We start from the raw sequence: 14,879 nt of genomic DNA, 5'->3' as shown, positions 1-14,879 counted from the left end.
GCTCTGGATCGCCGTTGCCAGTTCCGCGCCGCGCAGTGCTGGTGGCGCTTCGGAGGTGCCCGTCCGGGCCGGTGTCAGTTCAACGTTCACAGCAGTCGATCCTTCCGTCGTCCCCCATCCGGCAGGGGTTCCGCCGCCGATCCGGGATCATGGGCCAGCGGGTGCCTGGCCGCCCCGCACACCCCTGGGGGCTTGCCTTTGTAGACTATGTTGCGGGTCACATTCCAGAGGAAACTACCACATACGGTCAGCCCTCCCACCTGCCGGAACGCGTAAACACGGGAGTCCTGTACCAGATCGTTATGAATAAATCACAGGGATTGATTCGACTGGCCGGACTCCGTCCCATGGATTACCCTCCGCCCGCTGAACCATCCGCTGCCGGGCCGGAGCTGCCGCCGGGACAGCTGACCACGCGGGTGACGAGTTCACGCCAGGACTCCGCGAGGCGCTCCGGAGCCACGTGATGCACCTGCACAGCGTGGAGCAGGCGCTCCGGGTCCAGGGTGGAACTCAGCGACATCGCCATAAGCCACGGATCGGCGGTCACGCCGGCGGCCCTCAGGAGCATTTCGATGTGACGGTGCCAGAGCACCGCGGCCGGAACGTCAAAGCGGTTGTAGGCGGACGAGTCAGCAGCCCGGGCCAGTTCCCCGAACTCCAGGACAAACGCGATCCGCTCGGCACCGAAAGCCACCAGCCGATCCAGCGGAGGCGCACCGGGACCAAGGGGCGGGGGGCCGAACATGAACCGCCCCTGGAAGGCGGCCTCGGAGTCGCTGAGCAGCGTCATCATGAGCCCGGCGCGGGAGCCGAAGCGCCGGAAGACAGTGCCTTTGCCCACCCCGGCGCGCTCGGCCAGCCGGTCCATGGTGAGTCCGTCCGCCCCGCACACCTCAATGAGCTCGCGGGCAGCCTTGAGCAGCAGCTCCCGGTTGCGGGCGGCGTCGCTGCGTTCCGCTTCCCCGCCTACTGGCGATCCGGAGCGGATTGGGATGAGGCTCACACGAAGTATTCTAGCCCCGGGCTATTGCGGGACTGCGGTCCGAATAGCAGGGGTGGACGCCCCAAGGGCATCCCGCAAATCCGGCCCGCCAATTCAGTCCGCACTGATTGTTCGCGCGAGCAGACTATCGGGCAACCCGTCCGATTTAAGGAAGTCGCGGAGCGTTGAATCAAGAACCACGGAAACCTCCGGGTCCGCTTCCAGGACATTTTCCGCGACTTTAGCGAGATTCCCGCCATACCCCTCGTGGAGCGGCCGTAATTCCTCCACCAGTCGGTTCGTATTCTGGTTGAGCGTACCGGTCAACGACAGATACCACGTGGCTGCCAGCAGCGGATCAATCTGCTCGGAATTAATGATGTACATGGCATCCCCCCGGTCCGCCGAATGGGACTCTGCGTCATGGAAGAGCTCCGCGGCGGCCTCAGCGTTCCTGCTGGTGTGTGCCTCTATCGTGGACATTCCTTGCTGGTACGGCGTCATTGGATCCATACCGAGCGGTTTTGTGTCCTGGACGGTAAGCCCAAAGACCTGCGTCGACGCCAAGGCCGCAAGAGTCGACATGACCGCGAGCCCCTTGGGACGGCCATACCTTTGCGATTCAAGCCACCGCCCCACGAGGGCTGTCACGGCAATGCAGGCAATTATTGGCAGGAGGAGCTCCACCGCCAACGCCAGCTTCAGCGAGTAGTAATTGACTTTCCCCGCACTGATGATCTGATAAGCCCCGACGGCAATGACGACTGCCAGGCCGACAACGGGGATAACGATAAGCCTGGCCGCAGCAGGCAGCTTTCCCTGCCCGGCGAGGAATTGCTTGAAATTTCCGTGAACCAGCAATATTGACGCCGCCAACGCGACAAGGAACGTGGCAATTTCCACACCGTGCGTGGAACTCGGGACCCGGCCTATGGCCGTCACGACCGTCCCGGTTTCGATTCGGGAAATTTGCAGGCCAACCAGGACCAGGCCCAGGAAGGCGACCGCCGCCGTCGCGCCGTTCCACAACCACCCGCTCCTTGTCCCCTGCCACCGCCGCCGCTGCCGCGACCACGGGAAGGCGGCAAACACGGCCAGCGGTACCACCAGGAGCAGCAGGAGTGCCCACGTATTGGCTATCCCGACAATCGCGGCGGCCGCGGTGGCGAACACGACGGGCCGGGCCAGGAAATCCGCGAAGGACACGGTGATCATCAGGCACGCCAGCAACGCAACACCAACGAGGAAATTTTGGAAAGCATGCAGCGTGGCTATGGACGCGGTGCCGAACGACCACGCTGTGATGGCCAGGACGACGAAGGGCGTGCACATCAGGGGCCGTTCCCTGATCCACGGCAGCGACGTGAGACCTGCCGTCACCATCACTGTTGCACCGACGGCAGCGAGGGAACTCAGCCGGCTGTAGCTGACCAGCTCGATGCCCAGGTACCCGGGTGCATGCCCGACGGCAAGGTCGGCCATCGTGGCGAGTGCCGCATGGAATCCTTGCGGATACTCAATGAAGCTCCAGGGATGGCCGCTCTCCGAGAGGCCGGCCATCGGGATGACGGTGCCGTGGCTTCGGAGCATGTTGAACATGCTGAAATGTGAAGAGTTGTCCCAGCTGGCCAGCAGGAGCCCCAGCGCCTGGGGTCCCGTGAAGACGAGAAAGTATGGCATCAGCGCTGCGGCCCCGAGGGCTGCGGCAGCCACGATCAGGAAGTCTGCCTTGCCCACCGACGGGACGAGTGCGGCCGCCGCGGCTTTGCGGTTTTGGGACCCGACGACCCACATCGCAAGCCCGGATATCAGCCCTCCGAGAAGCAGCTGCCCCCATCCCGGGAAATTCGCGGGGACGGGAATCCACCACAGCAAGGGAACGGCTCCAAAATACAGGCAGCCCAGGACGACTATCCGCTGGGACAATCCGCGGGAGGTTGGCACTGCTATCGCCAGCAGACCTGTCAGCGCCAGGAGCCACCATCCGTGGAAGGGCTGCGCCTGCCCCAGCAGCAGGAACGCTGCCATCATGATCAGCCCGAGCCCGACGCCAAGGCCCCTGCGGGTCCTCATCGGGCTTGGCCGGCGTCGGGCCGAAGGAATTGCATGACGTTCGGCTGTCTCCAAAGGGTGGGGCACCTGGACTCCGTGGGCTAAGCGGGGAACTTGTGGCGGGATGCAGTCCCTTCGGATGCAGACCCTTCCCCAGTGATCATGAACCGCTGCCGCACGAGCGACCGCCCTTGAGTCTAATCCAGCGGCGGAAGAAGAGCGGTTTGGGATGAGGGTCACAAAAGATTCCAGCCGGGTGGGAATAATATGCGGACCGTAGTCCGTTTAGCAGAGTGAAGGCTCCACCAAGCCTCCACAATCAACCAGCCGGCGGACCTCCCCCGGCCAGATACTAGGAGTTCATATGTCCAAGAGCACCGTACTTACCCTGGTCGGCAGCCTGCGCGCCGAATCCACCAACCAGAAGCTCGCCGAAGCCATCCAGCTGAATGCACCCGAGCAGGTTGAGGTTGTCATCCACGAAAGCCTGGGCAACATCCCGTTCTACAACGAGGACATCGACGTCGAAGGCCAGGTTCCGGCCGCCGCCGCAGCCCTGCGCGCCGCCGCCAACGACGCGGACGCCCTGCTCCTGGTCACGCCCGAGCACAACGGAACCGTACCGGCCTCGCTCAAGAACGCCATCGACTGGCTGTCCCGCCCGTTCGGCGCCGGCGCCCTCAGCGGCAAGCCCACCGCCGTGGTCGGCACCGCTTTCGGCCAGTATGGCGGCGTCTGGGCGCAGGACGAAGCCCGCAAGGCCGTAGGCATCGCCGGCGCCGTTGTCCTTGAGGACGCCAAGCTGGCGGTTCCCGGCTCGATGGTCCGTTTCGCCGAAGTCCACCCCAAGGACGACGCCGAAGTTGTCGAACAGATCAAGGGAGTCTTCGACGCCCTGGCCAATGCCAGGACTGCCGCCGAAGCGGCCTGATTCACCGGCTCACCCTTCATTTGCAGGACCGGCATCCATCGGGGATGCCACTCCAGCCCGCGTACAACGCCCCCGGCAGCTGCCGGGGGCGTTGTACGTCACCGTTCCGTGATGGAGCTGACGCAAAACCGTCACTCAGCGCATATTCCGCCCACAGCAGCACCGCCGTAACGTGGAGACGGGGACGTGCGAGAGCTGGAAGTGCGGTGCGTTCATGATGTTCACGCCTGGGACCCGGGCAGCTGCGGCTGCGGCCGCTTGTATGCTTCCGCTGTGGCTTGGATCGTGCTCACTACCGTCAGCACCGTCATCGGAAAGCGCAGCGGTCCTGGCAGCCGGAACTCCAGCTCCCCAGCCGCTGCCGACGCCTGTTCCCGCCACCACCGTCAAGGTCACGCCCCCGGAGTCCGCAGCATCCGGCCCGGCGTCGAGTCCCCGGACGGGCGGCAGCATCGCACCCCAGGCCGGAGGCAACGGCGGGGGCGCCGCGACCGTTGACGGCTCCGTCAGCGGAAACCTTCTGCCCGGCGCAACGGCTTCAGGCAGCGCGGCCTCGGGCAGCTCCGGCGCGGGAACCCTGACGGCGCCGGAGGCGACGGCCGCGGGCGGTCACGCGGCACTGCCCGGCGAGCTACCCGGCGGTACGCCTGTGTACTTCGTGGCACTGGACGACGGCGGCAGTACCGGAGTGCGGTTCGGCTGCAACGACAGCCTGGTGGCCGTCTTCCACAGCCCCGCGGCGGCGGCCGAACCCCTCCGGACCTCCCTCACGATCCTGCTGGGCGGCAGCGTCGCCCCGGCCGGGCTGTACAACTCCCTGGACAGCTCAGACCTGGAGTACGTCTCCGCCTACTTCGACGGCACCACCGTGGTGGTGAACCTGGCCGGCACGGTTCGGCCGGGGGGCATCTGCGACATCCCCCGCCTGGAAGCCCAGCTCACGCACACGGCCGTCTCCGCCGTCGGAGCGTCGCGGGCAGAGATCTACGTGGACGGGCGGCGGCTGGCAGACGTCCTGAGCCTGCGGTGACGGGGCGGCCCGCCCCGCAGGCCGCCCCGCAGGCCGACCTGCAGGCCGAACTGCAGGCCGGCTCGCGGACCGACGAAGCACGTCAGTCCCGCCGGAACAGTTGGTCCATTGCCGCGTGGCTGCGGGCGCCGGCCAGTTCGGACCAGTTGCCGTCCCCGAGCACGTCTTCGGCCACCCGGGACACTGTGGCATAGGCAGCCTTCGCGGTGTTCCCGCCGATGCTGATCCGGCGGACGCCGGCGTCATGCAGCTCCCCCACGGAGGGCGCGCCCAGTCCGGCCAGCGCGTTCAAGGGCGCGGCAATCCGGCGGGACAGATCGTGGAGCACGTGCAGGTCCAGCACGCCGGGGACGAATATTCCGTCAGCCCCCGCAGCCAGGTACGCGTCCGCGCGGCGGACGGTTTCCGCAAAAGCAGTATCCGGAAACCCGCCGGACAGGTAGGTGTCGGTGCGCGCATTGATGAACAGGTCAACACCAGCTTCCTCCGCCGTGCGGCGGACGACGGCGATGCGACGGGCCTGTTCTTCAACATCCGTTAGCGGCTCCTCGCCGGAGTCCTCGAAATTCACGCCAACCGCGCCGGCGGCCAGGACCTTGCGGACGGTTTCCCGAAGCTCCCCGTCATCAAACGCGCCGTCGACGTTCGCATAACCGGTCTCAATGTCCGCCGTCACAGGGAGCGGCGTGGATGCCGCGATCCGGCTCAGTGCAGCGATGGCGAGTTCTCGCGGCAGGTGATTTCCGTCCGGAAAGCCGAGGCTCCACGACAGGGCCGAACTGGACGTCGCCAGCGCCGCCGCCCCCGCCTCCTCAACGAGCCGGGCCGACGCCACATCCCAGACGTTCACCAGGACCAGCGGCGCCGCGTCCGCGTGAAGTGCGTGGAAGGCCGCGGCCAGGGGTCGGAGGTGGCTGTGCGTAGTCATGGGTCTATTCCATGCCCTCTGCAGCCCAAGGTAAAGCAATTGCCATCCGCGCCGGTGCGGCGCGCCCCACTTCCCGTGAACAAACGTTGCCTGATTGACAACATGTAGCTGTATCCTGTGAGTGTGACCCACGAAACACTTGATGCCGCGGCAGAAGTCCTGCCGGCCGAAGCAATTGACGCAATCGAACGCGCGGCAACGTCCGCCCACCGCCACGATGAACTTTTCTCGGAGCGCGCAGCCAACATCAAGCAGTCCGCAGTCCGCGACGTCTTTGACATCTCGCTGCGCCCGGGCCTCGTTTCGTTGGCCGGCGGCAGCCCCTATCTGCAGTCCCTACCCCTGGAACGGCTTGGCCAGACGGCCGCGAAGATCATTGCCGAACAGGGCATGACGGCACTCCAGTACGGGAGCGGCCAGGGCACCGAAGAACTCCGCACCCAGATCTGCGAGGTGATGGCGGCAGAGGGAATCCTCGATGCGGACCCCCGGAACGTCGTAATCACCGCCGGTTCCCAGTCAGCCCAGGACGTGGCCACCAAGGTGTTCTGCAATCCGGGCGACGTGGTGCTGGTGGAGGACCCCACCTATGTGGGCGCCCTCAACACGTTCGAGGCCTACCAGGTGGAGGTGGCCCCCGTTCCCATGGATGAGCACGGCTTGGTGCCCGATCTCCTGGAAGCCCGGATCGCCGCCCTGCAGACTGCCGGCAAGAACATCAAGTTCCTGTACACCATCCCCAACTTCAACAACCCCTCCGGCATCACCATGGCCGAGGACCGGCGGCAGGAAATCGTCGATATATGCCGTAAAGCGAATATTCTGGTCCTGGAGGACAACCCCTACGGGCTGCTGCGCTTTGCCGGCAAACCACTGGCTCCGTTGCGCGCAGCCAACCCCGACGACGTCATCTACATGGGCTCCTTTTCGAAGATCTTCGCCCCCGGCCTGAGGATCGGCTGGGCCCTGGTGCCGGCACACCTCCAGCGCCGCTACTACCTGGCCTCCGAAGCCGTGACTCTGTGCCCGTCCACGCTGAACCAGATGCTGGTCTCGGCCTACCTGCGGGACTACGACTGGAAAGGGCAGATCGAAACGTACCGCGGGCTTTACGCCGAGCGCTGCCAGGCCATGCTCGCCGCCCTGGCGGAGTACATGCCGGAGGGGCTGAGCTGGACCCGGCCCGAGGGCGGCTTCTTCGTCTGGGTGACGCTGCCCGAAGGCGTGGACACGTATCCGCTGCTGCGGAAGGCAATCGACGCGGGCGTGGTGTTCATCCCGGGCGCGGCGTTTACGCACTCGGACGAACCGTCCAACAAGCTGCGCCTCGCCTTCAGCGCCGTTCCCCCCGAAGCCATCGCCGAGGGAGTGCGGAGGCTCGCTCCGGTACTGCGGGACGCCATTGCCGCCCTGTAGCCTGAGTCATTGCTGCACGGCGCTGGGCATATTTCACTAGGCTGGTTTCACAAGGCTGACTTTTACAAGGCTGGCCGATCCCTAAGGAGCAGAAGCATGACCGGAATTATTGTTGTCGGCGTTGACGGCAGCGAGACTGCAATGCGGGCCGCGGAAACAGCGCAGGGCCTGGCCGTGTCCCTCGGGGCGACACTCCACGTCGTCACTGCGTTCGACAGTGACCGCACAGAGGTCTACGGGAGCGGAAGTGACCGCTGGATAGTCTCCGATGCCGGGGAAGCCGAGAAAGTGGCCAAGGACGTTGCATCGCGGCTGCGTTCGGAAGGCCTGAAGGTCACCTATTCCTCGGCCCGGGGCAAGCCGGCGGAAGCCCTCATCAAAGAAGCCGAGCGTTTCGACGCCCAAATGATCGTGGTGGGCAATCGCCGTATGCGCGGGCTCGGCCGGGTCCTGGGCAGCGTTGCCAACAGCGTGGCGCACAACGCCCCGTGCGATGTCTACATCGCCAAGACGGACGTCGCCGACTAGGGCGTGCCCCCTATACCCGGGTTTAACCCGGGTATAGGGTCGGGCGGTATGGCACTGCGACTTGTTCAGGTGAATTTCAAGGCTCGGGATGACTCGGCCCTCGGCCGGTTTTGGGCTGAAGCGCTCGGCTGGGGTGTGTCCAGCGAGGGACCCGGGGTGACCAATGTTGAACCTTTGGATTTCGATTGGCCGGACCCCACCGCCGTGTGCATCGACGTCGTCACCGTCCCGGACCCCGAAACAGTGAAATACCGTGCGCACCTCGACCTGGCCACCACCTCTGTGGCCCATCAGGCGGAGCTGGTGGCGCGTCTGCTGGAGCTTGGTGCAACGCCCGCAGACGTGGGCCAGGGTGAGGTGCCGTGGAAGGTCCTGGCCGACCCGGAGGGCAATGTGTTCTGCGTGCTGGAGCCGCGCCCGATCTACCGGGATACCGGGCCGATCGCCACGGTGGTGGTCAACTGCGCGGATCCGCGGGCCATGGCCCGGTTCTGGAGCGAGGCTACGGACTGGACCCTGCACGAGGTGAACGACGATCACGCGAGGCTGCGTTCGGCAAAGGGTGTCGGACCGTATCTTGAATTGCTCCGCACGTCCGGCGTGGAGACCGCGTGGAACCGTGTCCATCTCGACCTGATGCCGTACCCCGGTGATGACCAAGCGGCAGAGGTGGCCCGGCTGCGGGCTCTGGGCGCCACTGAGGCCGACGTCGGCCAGGGCGATGTGCCATGGGTGTGCCTCGCCGACCCTGAAGGCAACGAGTTCTGCGTCCTCACCCCGCGCTGACGCCGCGCATCCGGGAGATACGCCCTAACCGTTCCTCAGAAGCCTGCGCAGGATCTTCCCCGAGGAGGACTTGGGCACGGCCTCGATGAACTCCACCCGCCGGACCTTCTTGAAAGGCGCCACTTTGGCGGCGACAAAGTCGATTACGGCCGCTTCATCGAGCGCCTGCCCGTGCTCTCCCGGCTGCCGCACAACGAACGCCAGAGGCACTTCCTGGCCGTCGGCGTCGGGCGTTCCGATCACCGCGGCGTCCGCAATGCCCGGGTGCGTCAGCAGCAGGGCTTCGAGTTCAGCCGGGGCGATCTGGTAGCCCTTGTATTTGATGAGTTCCTTGAGCCGGTCCACAATCGTCACGACGCCGTCGGCCCGGACCGTCGCAATGTCGCCGGTGTGCAGGAAGCCGTCCGCGTCCAGCGTGTCCGCCGTTTCCTCCGGGCGGTTGAGGTAGCCAAGCATGACGTTCGGCCCCCGGCACAGCAGGTGGCCGGGCGCGCTGGTGCCCTCCGCCGGAATTTCGATGTCCTCACCGGTGGCAGGGTCCACCAGGCGGCAGGCCATGTTGGGCACCGTGAAGCCCACCGAGCTCACCGGAACGTCCGTGGCGTCCGCCGGGATCAGGTGCGACACCGGGCTCATCTCCGTCATTCCGTACCCCTGCAGCACACGGCACTGCAGCCGTTCGGCGAGGGCCGCACCGAGTTCACCGTCCAGGGGCGCGGCGCCGGACAGTGTGGTGTGCACCGAGCCGAGATCGTACTCGGCAACGAGCGGGTGCTTGGTCAATGCCACGGCCACCGGCGGGGCGATGAACAGGTAGGTGCACTTGTGGTCCTGGATCATGCGCAGGAACTCGGCGAGCTCGAACCTGGGCATGGTGACCAGGCAGGCCCGTTCCCGCAGGGCAATATTCAGCAGGACGGTCAGGCCGTAGATGTGAAAAAACGGCAGCAGGGCGAGCAGCCGGTCCTGGCGCCGCACGTTCAGCAACCCGCGGGACTGCTCCACATTGGCCACGAGGTTCCGGTGGCTCAGCTTCACGCCTTTCGGCCGCCCTGTGGTTCCGGACGAGTACGGCAGCACCGCCACGTGGGTTGTCGGGTCAAAGGAAACGCTCGGGGCCGGCGCGCCGGCGGTGAGCAGGTCCTTGAGCGACGGGTGCCCCGCGGCGCCGTCGAGCACCACCAGCCGGTCTGCCGGGATTCCGGCACGCTCGGCGGCTTCCGCGGCTCCCGGGAGCAGTGCCGAGACAGTAAACAGCCAGGTGGCCCCGGCATCCTGGAGCTGAAGTGTCAGTTCATCGGCGGTGTAGAGCGAGTTGACGGTGGTGATGGCGGCGCCGGCCCGGAGCAGTCCGTGGAAGACCGCAGCGAACGCGGGAATGTTGGGGCAGAGCATCGCGGCAACCCCGTGCGGTCCCAGTCCGAGTGCTGACACCGCACCCGCCACGGCGTCGATCTGCGCAACCAACTGGCGGTAGGTGGTCTCCGCCCCGCTGACCCCGTCCACGACGGCGGGCCGGTCCAGGTCCGCTTCGGTGAGGCCGTCAAAAAGGTACTGGTAAATGCTTTGGTCCGGGATGACCACGTCCGGGAAGGGGCTCGAAAACACGCAACATCTCCTTTGATCCGCTCCAGCAGCTGGCGGCAATTGACGGCGGCAGCTGGTGCAACTCTAGTTCGGCATGTCAAGCATTTGGCGCCCCCGGCTTGACGGGCATCACGCCCCCGGGTAAGGAGCCTCACCCCGTTTTCGGCGGAATGGCGCGGTTTTCGCCGGTAAAATTGAGGGGTACTCGATGATGCGGACATCCGAGTACCGACGACTTCAGGGGAACATTATGCTTACGCTTCAGCGGCGCCAGCTCGTAGGCCACGACATCCTTCTTGCCCGCCACGGCAACCACATCAGCACCATGCGCGTGGACCGCGCCAATGACCGGGTGATCGCGTTCCTCGACGACGGGTCCACGGACAGCGCCCCCAACCTCATCACGCCCGGCCTGAACCTGCCGGAGACCGTCCGGAGCGTCATGCGTGATGACTGGAAATTCTTCGCAGTGGTGACGGCCTGCCTGACCGGCTTTTCCGGTGCGATGATCGCAGCGGCTGTGGGCCTCAGCGGCATGTCCTCTGATCCTGCACTGGCGCAGCTGCTCGCGACATACCCTGCCTACTAGGCCGCTCCGGCAGACCAGCTTCCTCAACTAACGCAAAGGAACCCAGCCGCTGAATTCCAGCGGCTGGGTTCCTTTTTGCTTGGCCGCCCCAATGAGGCAGGTCCTCACTTCTTGGCCTAGTCCAGCAGGAGGGCAGGCTCCTCGAGGATGGCGGCGACGTCGGCCATAAAGCGTGCCGAGAGGTCACCGTCCACCACGCGGTGGTCGAACGAGCCGCCCAGGGTAGTGATCCAGCGGGGAATGACTTCGCCGTCCAGGACCCAAGGCTTCTGCTTGATGGTGCCGAAAGCCACGATGGCCACTTCGCCGGGGTTGATGATCGGAGTACCCGTGTCGATGCCCAGTGCTCCGATATTGGTGACTGTGAGGGTGCCGCCCTGCATCTGGGCAGGCTGCGTCTTCCCGGCCCGCGCCGTCGTGGCAAGGTCGTTGAGTGCCAGGGCCAGTTCCTTGAGGGAAAGGTCCTGGGCGTTCTTGATGTTCGGAACCATCAGACCGCGGGGGGTGGCCGCCGCGATGCCCAGGTTCATGAAGTGCTTGACATGGATCTCCGCGGTATCGGTGCCGTCGGCGTTGTCCACCCACGTGGCGTTGACGCTCGGGTTGCGGGCGGCCGCCCAGATTACGGCTTTGGCCAGGATCAGCAGCGGGGAAACCTTGATGCCCTCGAAGTCGCGGGACACCTTGAGCCGCTTGACGAACTCCATGGTGCGGCTGGCGTCGACGTCCACGAAGATGCTGACGTGCGGGGCGGCGAACGCGGACTCCACCATGGCCTTGGCCGTGGCTTTGCGGACACCCTTGACGGGAATCCGCTCGATGCGCTGGTCCTGCGGCCGTCCGGACTTGCCCCAGAACGTGTCCGCCTTGTCCACTTCGGCGTCGCGCTGGGCCTGGTAGCTCACCAGGTCCTCACGGGTGACCTCGCCCCGTGCGCCCGTGGCTACGACGTCGGCCAGGTCGATCCCGAGGTCCCGGGCGATTTTGCGCACAGGAGGCTTCGCGAGGACACGGTTCACGAGGCCGCTGATGGTGCCGCCGAGGGTCGGGCGCGCAGCGCCTTCGTCGGTGGCTGCCGCAGCATCGGGGCCGGACGGCGCACCGGCGTTGATCCAGATGCCCTGGGCCTCGACCGGTTCGGCCACCGGGACGGGCGCGGCCACCGGCGACGGCGCTGCGGCTGGCACGGGGGTTACGACGGCGGCCGGCGAGGCTTTGCGCGGGCGGCGCTTGACGGCGTCGGCCTTGGGACCGGAGCCCACCAGCGGGCCGGCGGCACTGCCGGCAGCTGCTGGCGCCTCGGCGTCGTCCTCTTGAAGGTTTCCGTACATTGGTGCGTCAGCGGGAAGTGCGTCAGCGACCGGAGACACCGGCACCGCAGGTGCCGGGACATCCGCCGGCGTGGGGTCGCCGGAAACGGCGTCGCTCACGCTGATGATCGGGGTGCCGACGTCGACGGTTACGCCCACCGGCACGAGAAGCTCCGTGACCGTGCCGGCAAACGGCGACGGCAGCTCCACGAGGGACTTGGCCGTTTCGATCTCGCACAGGATGTCGTTGATCGCGACGGTGTCACCGGGCTTGACGTTCCAGGACACGATCTCGGCCTCGGTGAGTCCCTCGCCCACGTCGGGGAGGTTGAACTTGTTCACAGTCATGGGGTCCTCGGTTTGGAAGGCGTCATCAGTAGGCAGTCGTCAGTAGGCGAGGGCGCGGTCCAGCGCCTCCAGGATGCGGTCGATGTCCGGCAGGTAGTCCTCTTCCACCTTGGCCACGGGGTAGGGCATGTGGAAGCCGCCCACGCGGATCACCGGGGCCTCGAGGGACAGGAAAGCCCGCTCGCTGATCCGCGCCGCGATTTCCCCGCCGATGCCGCCGAAGGTGGGCGCCTCGTGGGCAACTATCAGCCGGCCGGTCTTTTGAACGGACCGGGTGACGGTGTCGAAGTCGATCGGCGAGATGGACCGCAGATCGATGACTTCCACGCTGTGGCCGTCCTGGGCCGCGGCATTGGCAGCTGCCAGCGCCACCGGAACAAGCGGACCGTAGGCGACCACCGTGGCGTCTGTACCCTCGCGCAGCACATGTGCCTTAAAGGGATCTTCCGCGCGCCCCGGTGCCTCGACGTCCACGTCGCCCTTGAGCCAGTAGCGGCGCTTGGGTTCGAAAACGATGATCGGGTCCTGGCATTCGACGGCCTGCTGGATCATCCAGTAGGCGTCGTGCGGGTTGGACGGGGTGATGATGCGCAGCCCCGCGGTGTGCGCGAACAGCGCCTCGGGGGATTCGGAGTGGTGCTCTACCGAACCGATTCCGCCGCCGTACGGAATACGGATGACAACGGGAACCGTGAGGTTGCCGTTGCTGCGGGCATGCATCTTGGCCAGCTGTGTGGTGATCTGGTTGAACCCGGGAAAAACGAAGCCGTCGAACTGGATTTCGCAGACCGGGCTGTAGCCGCGCAGGGCCAGTCCGATCGCCGTGCCGATGATGCCGGATTCAGCCAGCGGGGTGTCCACAACGCGGTCGGGCCCGAACTCAGCGATCAGCCCGTCCGTGACGCGGTACACGCCGCCGAGCGGGCCGATGTCCTCGCCCATCAGCAGCGACTTGGGGTTGTTGGTCAGGGCGGCGCGAAGGCCTTCGTTGATGGCCTTGGCAATGGTCATGGTGGTCATCAGTTGGCCGCCTCTCCTGCTGCCGCTTCGGAACCGGCACCGTCTTCGAATCCGGCGCTGTACTGCTCGAACCAGGCCAGTTCCTCCGCCACGAGCGGGTGCGGCTCCACGTACGTGTTGGCGAACGCCGACCGGATGTCCGGCGTTTCGAGGTCATGGGTGGTGCGCCTGACATACGCGGCAAGTTCGTCGCCGTCGGCCTTGACCTTGGCAAAGTAGTCGTCGTCGGCAAGCCCCGCCGAGCGCAGGTACTTTTCCAGCCTGGCCAGCGGATCCTTCGCCCGCCAGGCATCCTCCTCGGCGGACTGGCGGTACTTCGTGGGATCGTCCGCGGTGGTGTGGGCACCCACACGGTAGGTAAAGGCCTCGATGAGCACCGGTCCGTTCCCCTGCCGGGCATGGTCCAGCGCCCACTCCGTCACGGCGTGCACGGCGATGACGTCGTTGCCGTCCACGCGGATGCCCGGGAAGCCGTAGCCCTTGGCACGGTTCGACAACGGAATGCGGGTCTGCACGGTGCTGGGCACCGAGATGGCCCAGTGGTTGTTCTGGCAGAAAAAGACCACCGGGGCCTTGTACGAGGACGCGAAAACCATGGATTCGTGCACGTCGCCCTCGGAGCTGGCACCGTCCCCGTAGTACGCGATCACTGCGGCGGGAGGTTCCGTGCCCGCGGGATCCGACGACGCCGCGAGTTGCTGGTCCCGCTGGATTCCCATGGCGTAGCCCACCGCGTGGAGGGTCTGGGCGGCCAGGACCAGGGTGTACAGGTGGAAGTTCGTGTCCTTGGGGTTCCAGCCTCCGTTGGACACTCCGCGGAACTGGCGGAGCAGCTCGGCCAGGTCAACGTTGCGGGTGAGGGCGACGCCGTGTTCACGGTAGGTGGGGAAAATGTAGTCCTGCGGCTGGCTGGCCCGGCCTGAACCGATCTGGGCGGCTTCCTGGCCGGTGAGCGGCACCCAGAGCGCCAGCTGGCCCTGCCGCTGCAGCGCGGTGGCCTCCTGGTCGAAGCGCCGGATGGCTGCCATGTCGGCGTAGAATCCCCGCAGCTTTTCGGCGTCGAGGCGGTTGGCATATTCTGAAAACACCGAGTCCTCGCCCAAAGTGCCATCGGGCCCCAGGAGCTGGACCATGGGTGCCGCGGGCTCACCCAGAACGGCCTCGGCTTCCGCCTCGAGCTGGTCGTCTACCCCGGTTCCGTCGAACTCGGTAGCGGGCAGATGTGTGGCGCCCATACCGTCTCCTCGCTTGCCGCACTAAGTGCATCGCAATATCGCTGGGATATATGCTGGATCGGGAATACATTCCTGGTCCGGCATATATTTTGGCTTACTGTCCCTTACTTTATCCGCAGTAGGCGGAGCCCGGG

General features: G+C 66.0%; 13 protein-coding genes. 6 read left to right on the top strand and 7 right to left on the bottom strand.

Annotation, left to right across the window (positions count from 1 at the left end; all coding sequences use genetic code 11):
- Positions 1–352: 352 nt before the first annotated feature.
- Together AC1DRE_RS10910 and AC1DRE_RS10905 are read right to left on the bottom strand one after the other, a co-directional pair.
- A complete protein-coding gene (locus AC1DRE_RS10910) occupies positions 353–1,006 on the bottom strand; it encodes a TetR/AcrR family transcriptional regulator (RefSeq protein WP_476984652.1) in 654 nt (217 codons plus the stop codon).
- 93 nt (positions 1,007–1,099) lie between these two features.
- A complete protein-coding gene (locus tag AC1DRE_RS10905; protein WP_476984651.1) occupies positions 1,100–3,058 on the bottom strand; it encodes a hypothetical protein in 1,959 nt (652 codons plus the stop codon).
- A gap of 343 nt (positions 3,059–3,401) precedes the next feature.
- Between AC1DRE_RS10905 and AC1DRE_RS10900 the strand changes: the two genes are divergently transcribed.
- Entirely contained in the window at positions 3,402–3,968 is a 567-nt protein-coding gene (locus AC1DRE_RS10900) for an NAD(P)H-dependent oxidoreductase (protein ID WP_476984650.1), read from the top strand.
- A 214-nt stretch (positions 3,969–4,182) separates the two neighbouring features.
- On the top strand, positions 4,183–4,998 hold the full coding sequence (locus AC1DRE_RS10895) for a GerMN domain-containing protein (protein ID WP_476984649.1): 816 nt from the start codon (positions 4,183–4,185) through the stop codon (positions 4,996–4,998).
- A gap of 82 nt (positions 4,999–5,080) precedes the next feature.
- Here AC1DRE_RS10895 and AC1DRE_RS10890 read toward each other — a convergent pair whose 3' ends face one another.
- Complete coding sequence (locus tag AC1DRE_RS10890; RefSeq protein ID WP_476984648.1) at positions 5,081–5,926, bottom strand: isocitrate lyase/PEP mutase family protein; 846 nt, start codon at positions 5,924–5,926, stop codon at positions 5,081–5,083.
- 123 nt (positions 5,927–6,049) lie between these two features.
- Here AC1DRE_RS10890 and AC1DRE_RS10885 point away from each other — a divergent pair, with 123 nt between their 5' ends.
- The 3 genes from AC1DRE_RS10885 to AC1DRE_RS10875 all read left to right on the top strand — a co-directional run bounded on the left by AC1DRE_RS10885 (position 6,050) and on the right by AC1DRE_RS10875 (position 8,656).
- Entirely contained in the window at positions 6,050–7,342 is a 1,293-nt protein-coding gene (locus tag AC1DRE_RS10885; RefSeq protein WP_476984647.1) for an aminotransferase-like domain-containing protein, read from the top strand.
- Between the two features lie 96 nt (positions 7,343–7,438).
- Positions 7,439–7,870: a universal stress protein gene (locus AC1DRE_RS10880; RefSeq protein WP_476984646.1), complete on the top strand. Its 432-nt coding sequence runs from the start codon at positions 7,439–7,441 to the stop codon at positions 7,868–7,870.
- A 48-nt stretch (positions 7,871–7,918) separates the two neighbouring features.
- On the top strand, positions 7,919–8,656 hold the full coding sequence (locus AC1DRE_RS10875) for a VOC family protein (protein ID WP_476984645.1): 738 nt from the start codon (positions 7,919–7,921) through the stop codon (positions 8,654–8,656).
- A 24-nt stretch (positions 8,657–8,680) separates the two neighbouring features.
- Here the strand turns inward: AC1DRE_RS10875 and AC1DRE_RS10870 are convergent, their stop codons facing one another.
- Positions 8,681–10,264: an AMP-binding protein gene (locus tag AC1DRE_RS10870; protein ID WP_476984644.1), complete on the bottom strand. Its 1,584-nt coding sequence runs from the start codon at positions 10,262–10,264 to the stop codon at positions 8,681–8,683.
- Between the two features lie 229 nt (positions 10,265–10,493).
- Between AC1DRE_RS10870 and AC1DRE_RS10865 the strand changes: the two genes are divergently transcribed.
- A complete protein-coding gene (locus tag AC1DRE_RS10865; RefSeq protein ID WP_104175155.1) occupies positions 10,494–10,832 on the top strand; it encodes a hypothetical protein in 339 nt (112 codons plus the stop codon).
- A 116-nt stretch (positions 10,833–10,948) separates the two neighbouring features.
- Here AC1DRE_RS10865 and AC1DRE_RS10860 read toward each other — a convergent pair whose 3' ends face one another.
- From AC1DRE_RS10860 to pdhA, 3 genes are read right to left on the bottom strand one after another with little or no spacing between them, the layout of a single operon-like run.
- Entirely contained in the window at positions 10,949–12,490 is a 1,542-nt protein-coding gene (locus AC1DRE_RS10860) for a dihydrolipoamide acetyltransferase family protein (RefSeq protein WP_476984643.1), read from the bottom strand.
- A gap of 39 nt (positions 12,491–12,529) precedes the next feature.
- The gene (locus tag AC1DRE_RS10855; protein ID WP_476984642.1) at positions 12,530–13,510 is read right to left on the bottom strand and encodes an alpha-ketoacid dehydrogenase subunit beta; all 981 of its coding nucleotides are present in this window, start codon (positions 13,508–13,510) and stop codon (positions 12,530–12,532) included.
- Positions 13,510–14,745 carry a pyruvate dehydrogenase (acetyl-transferring) E1 component subunit alpha gene (pdhA, locus tag AC1DRE_RS10850; RefSeq protein ID WP_476984641.1) on the bottom strand — a complete coding sequence of 412 codons (1,236 nt, stop codon included), beginning with the start codon at positions 14,743–14,745 and terminating at the stop codon, positions 13,510–13,512. The genes AC1DRE_RS10855 and pdhA overlap by 1 nt, the downstream gene beginning before the upstream one ends.
- Between the last annotated feature and the right edge of the window lie 134 nt (positions 14,746–14,879).

It is taken from the genome of Arthrobacter sp. P4_H3 (genome assembly GCF_056400885.1).
The sequence above is the reverse complement of the archived record's forward strand: the minus strand, read 5'-3'. Positions and strand labels throughout refer to the sequence as shown.

Coding starts and splice junctions, on each gene's coding strand:
- AC1DRE_RS10895 (WP_476984649.1), top strand. CDS start 4,183: ATGATGTTCACGCCTGGGACCCGGGCAGCTGCGGCTGCGGCCGCTTGT.
- AC1DRE_RS10860 (WP_476984643.1), bottom strand. CDS start 12,490: ATGACTGTGAACAAGTTCAACCTCCCCGACGTGGGCGAGGGACTCACC.
- AC1DRE_RS10880 (WP_476984646.1), top strand. CDS start 7,439: ATGACCGGAATTATTGTTGTCGGCGTTGACGGCAGCGAGACTGCAATG.
- AC1DRE_RS10855 (WP_476984642.1), bottom strand. CDS start 13,510: ATGACCACCATGACCATTGCCAAGGCCATCAACGAAGGCCTTCGCGCC.
- AC1DRE_RS10890 (WP_476984648.1), bottom strand. CDS start 5,926: ATGACTACGCACAGCCACCTCCGACCCCTGGCCGCGGCCTTCCACGCA.
- AC1DRE_RS10900 (WP_476984650.1), top strand. CDS start 3,402: ATGTCCAAGAGCACCGTACTTACCCTGGTCGGCAGCCTGCGCGCCGAA.
- AC1DRE_RS10865 (WP_104175155.1), top strand. CDS start 10,494: ATGCTTACGCTTCAGCGGCGCCAGCTCGTAGGCCACGACATCCTTCTT.
- AC1DRE_RS10905 (WP_476984651.1), bottom strand. CDS start 3,058: ATGAGGACCCGCAGGGGCCTTGGCGTCGGGCTCGGGCTGATCATGATG.
- pdhA (WP_476984641.1), bottom strand. CDS start 14,745: ATGGGCGCCACACATCTGCCCGCTACCGAGTTCGACGGAACCGGGGTA.
- AC1DRE_RS10875 (WP_476984645.1), top strand. CDS start 7,919: ATGGCACTGCGACTTGTTCAGGTGAATTTCAAGGCTCGGGATGACTCG.